Origin of the sequence: Streptomyces poriferorum (genome assembly GCF_019399235.1) — a bacterium.
Taxonomy (GTDB): Bacteria; Actinomycetota; Actinomycetes; order Streptomycetales; family Streptomycetaceae; genus Streptomyces; species Streptomyces poriferorum.
In genome coordinates, this window is the sequence record NZ_JAELVH010000502.1 from 1 (window position 1) to 3,669 (window position 3,669).

Annotated in this window: 3 protein-coding genes and 1 pseudogene; 2 read left to right on the forward strand and 2 right to left on the reverse strand. The window is 70.1% G+C overall.

Features of this window, described 5'->3' with window-relative positions; genetic code table 11:
• On the forward strand, window positions 1–660 hold a 660-nt coding region (gene dprE2, locus JGS39_RS38980; protein ID WP_219574499.1), incomplete at its 5' end, for a decaprenylphospho-beta-D-erythro-pentofuranosid-2-ulose 2-reductase.
• A gap of 189 nt (window positions 661–849) precedes the next feature.
• Here the strand turns inward: dprE2 and JGS39_RS38990 are convergent.
• Both JGS39_RS38990 and trpS read right to left on the reverse strand, forming a co-directional pair.
• A pseudogene (locus tag JGS39_RS38990) lies at window positions 850–1,386 on the reverse strand (2'-5' RNA ligase family protein); the annotation flags it as partial.
• A 106-nt stretch (window positions 1,387–1,492) separates the two neighbouring features.
• Window positions 1,493–2,506 (reverse strand): tryptophan--tRNA ligase, encoded by a 1,014-nt coding sequence (gene trpS / locus JGS39_RS38995; protein ID WP_219574500.1) that lies wholly within the window; start codon window positions 2,504–2,506, stop codon window positions 1,493–1,495.
• A gap of 214 nt (window positions 2,507–2,720) precedes the next feature.
• Here trpS and rocD point away from each other — a divergent pair.
• Window positions 2,721–3,669: ornithine--oxo-acid transaminase (gene rocD / locus JGS39_RS39000; protein ID WP_219574501.1), on the forward strand; the 949-nt coding region annotated here is incomplete at its 3' end.

Consider the following 3,669-nt stretch of genomic DNA (forward strand, 5'->3'; position numbering starts at 1 on the left):
TCGGCCGCGGCCGAACTGCGCGGGCGGGGGGCCTACGTCCGTACCGTCGACTTCGACGCGCTGGACACCGAGTCCCACGAGACCGGCCTCGGCAAGATCTTCACCGAGGGCGACATCGACATGGTGCTCCTGGCCTTCGGTATCCCCGGCGACCAGGAGCGCGACGAGGAGGAACCCCTGTCCGCGGTCCGGGTCGCCCAGACGAACTACACGGGCGCCGTCTCCGCCGGTCTGGTGTGCGCCGGCGCACTCCAGGCGCAGGGGCACGGCTCGCTGGTGGTGCTCTCCTCGGTGGCGGGGGAACGTGCCCGGCGCGCGGACTTCATCTACGGGTCGAGCAAGGCGGGCCTGGACGCGTTCGCGCAGGGCCTCGGGGACGCCCTGTACGGGACGGGGGTGCACGTGATGGTCGTACGCCCCGGCCTCGTCCGGCCGGCGACCGCGCCGCCCGGGTCCGGCGCCGCGGCGTCCGGAGCCCCGCTCGCGATGATCCCGTTCACCCGCACCCCGCTGGTGACCACTCCGGACGCGGTCGCGGACGCGATCGTGACGGGGCTGCGGCGGCGTTCGGAGACGGTGTGGGTGCCGGGGGCGCTGCGGGCGGTGATGTCGGCGCTGCGGCATGTGCCGCGGCCGCTGTTCCGGCGTCTGCCGGTATGAGGGCGGCGGGGAGCCGTCCCGCCGGTCCGAGGCGGAGGGAGCCGTCCCGCCGGCTTGAAGGCGGAGGGGAGCCGTCCCGCCGGTCCGACGGGGGCCGCCCCGCCCGCTTCCGCTCAGCCGNGCGGTTCCTTCGCGCTGTACGAGCAGGGCGTGGACAGCGTCTGGCGCAAGGTCAACGAGTTCCCGTTCGGGGCTGCCGCCGCCCGCCCCGAACGGGAACTCGTTGACCTTGCGCCAGACGCTGTCCACGCCCTGCTCGTACAGCGCGAAGGAACCGCAGGTCCAGGACGCCTCGTAGTCGCCGAGCTCGGCGTAGGCCCGGTCCATCGACGCTTCGGAGATGCCGTGCGCCACGGTCACATGCGGGTGGTACGGGAACTGGAGCTCGCGCACCAGGGGCCCGGAGGCGTCCCGCACCCGCTTCTGGAGCCAGGAGCAGGCCGAGGCGCCCTCGACGACCTGGACGAAGACGACCGGTGAGAGCGGGCGGAAGGTGCCCGTACCGGAGAGCCGCATCGGGAAGGGGCGGCCGCCGGTCGCGATGGCGGCGAGGTGTGCCTCGATCGCGGGCAGGTCGGCCGCCTCCGCCTCGGTCGGCGGCAGGAGGGTGACGTGGGTGGGAATGCCGTGTGCGGCAGGGTCCCCGAAGCTCGCGCGCCGCTCCTGGAGCAGGCTGCCGTAGGGCTCCGGGACCGCGATCGAAACGCCGAGCGTTACGGTCCCCACGTCGTTCTCCTCAATCCTCGAGCATCTGTTTTCAGCCACTGACGGCCACATGCTTTACGCCGCCAGTGTGCCGCCTGTGGGGACCCTGGCGCCAGGGTCCTTGGACTCAGTGCTTGACCGGCAGAAGGCCCATGCGGTCGTAGGTCCGCGCCAGGGTCTCGGCGGCGACGGCCCGTGCCTTCTCCGCTCCCTTGGCCAGGATGGAGTCCAGCGTCTCGGTGTCGTCGAGATATTCCTGGGTGCGGGTACGGAACGGTGTGACGAAGTCGACCATGACCTCGGCGAGATCGGTCTTCAGCGCACCGTAGCCCTTGCCCTCGTACTTCTGCTCCAGGTCGGCGACGGACGTGTCGGTGAGGGTCGAGTAGATGGACAGCAGATTGCTGACTCCCGGCTTCTCGACCTGGTCGAACCGGATCACGCTGTCCGTGTCGGTGACAGCGCTCTTCACCTTCTTGGCGGTCGCCTTCGGCTCGTCGAGGAGGTTGATCAGACCCTTGGTGGTCGCCGCCGACTTGCTCATCTTCGCGGACGGGTCCTGAAGGTCGTAGATCTTCGAAGTCTCCTTGAGGATGTACGGGTCCGGCACGGTGAAGGTGTCCCCGTAGGTGCCGTTGAACCGCTCGGCGAGGTTGCGGGTCAGCTCCAGATGCTGGCGCTGGTCCTCGCCCACCGGAACCTGGTCGGCCTGGTAGAGCAGGATGTCGGCGACCATGAGCAGCGGATAGGTGAAGAGCCCCACCGTGGTGCGGTCACTGCCCTGCTTGGCCGACTTGTCCTTGAACTGCGTCATCCGGGACGCCTCGCCGAATCCGGCCAGACAGTTCATGACCCACCCGAGCTGGGCGTGCTCGGGAACATGGCTCTGGACGAAGAGCGTGCAGCGCTCCGGGTCCACCCCGGCGGCGAGCAGCTGCGCGACGGCGAGCCGGGTGTTGGCACGCAGCTCCGCGGGGTCCTGCGGGACGGTGATCGCGTGCAGGTCGACCACCATGTAGAAGGCGTCGTGGGAATCCTGCAGGGCCACCCACTGGCGGACCGCGCCGAGGTAGTTGCCGAGGTGGAACGAGCCTGCGGTGGGCTGGATTCCGGAGAGCACACGGGGACGTTCAGAGGCCATGGAAGTCATTGTCTCAGGTACGGAAGCGATCTCGGGCAGCCGGTGTGAGAAAGGCGTGAGGCCGCCGGAGGGGGTCCTGCGGACGGGCCGGAAGTCCTCACCACCGCCGAAATCGCGGGCGCGCCGCGTAGTGAAGGTTTCCTCGTGCGGGATCCGACCGACGATACAAAGTGGGCACCATCCCAGCCCGGGCCGCACGACGAACGGAGATCCCGTGTCGACCACGGAAACCGCCATCGCCTCCGCCGAGGCGCACAGCGCGCACAACTACCATCCGCTGCCCGTCGTCGTCGCCACGGCGGACGGCGCCTGGATGACCGATGTCGAGGGCCGGCGCTACCTCGACATGCTCGCCGGATACTCGGCACTCAATTTCGGCCATGGCAACCGCCGGCTGCTCGACGCGGCCAGGGCCCAGCTGGAGCGGGTGACCCTCACCTCACGGGCCTTCCACCACGACCGGTTCGCCGACTTCTGTACGCGGCTCGCCGAGCTGTGCGGCATGGAGATGGTCCTGCCGATGAACACCGGGGCGGAGGCCGTGGAGACCGCGGTGAAGACCGCCCGCAAGTGGGGCTACCGGGTCAAGGGCGTCCCGGACGGGATGGCGAAGATCATCGTCGCCTCCGACAACTTCCACGGCCGGACGACGACGATCGTCAGCTTCTCCACGGACCACGAGGCCCGCGCGGACTTCGGTCCGTACACCCCGGGGTTCGAGATCGTGCCGTACGGGGACCTGACCGCGCTGCGGGAGGCGATGACCGAGAACACCGTGGCGGTGCTGCTGGAGCCGATCCAGGGCGAGGCCGGGGTTCTGGTGCCGCCGTCCGGCTATCTCCCCGGGGTCCGGGAGCTGACCCGCGAGCGGAACGTGCTGTTCATCGCGGACGAGATCCAGTCGGGCCTCGGCCGGACCGGGAAGACCTTCGCCTGTGAGCACGAGGGCGTCGTGCCCGACATGTACGTGCTCGGCAAGGCACTGGGCGGTGGCGTGGTGCCGGTGTCGGCGGTGGTCTCGTCCGCCGCGGTGCTGGGGATCTTCCGGCCCGGGGAGCACGGCTCGACGTTCGGGGGCAATCCGCTGGCGTGCGCGGTCGCGCTGGAGGTCGTCGCGATGCTGCGCACCGGCGAGTACCAGCAGCGGGCCGCCGAGCTGGGCG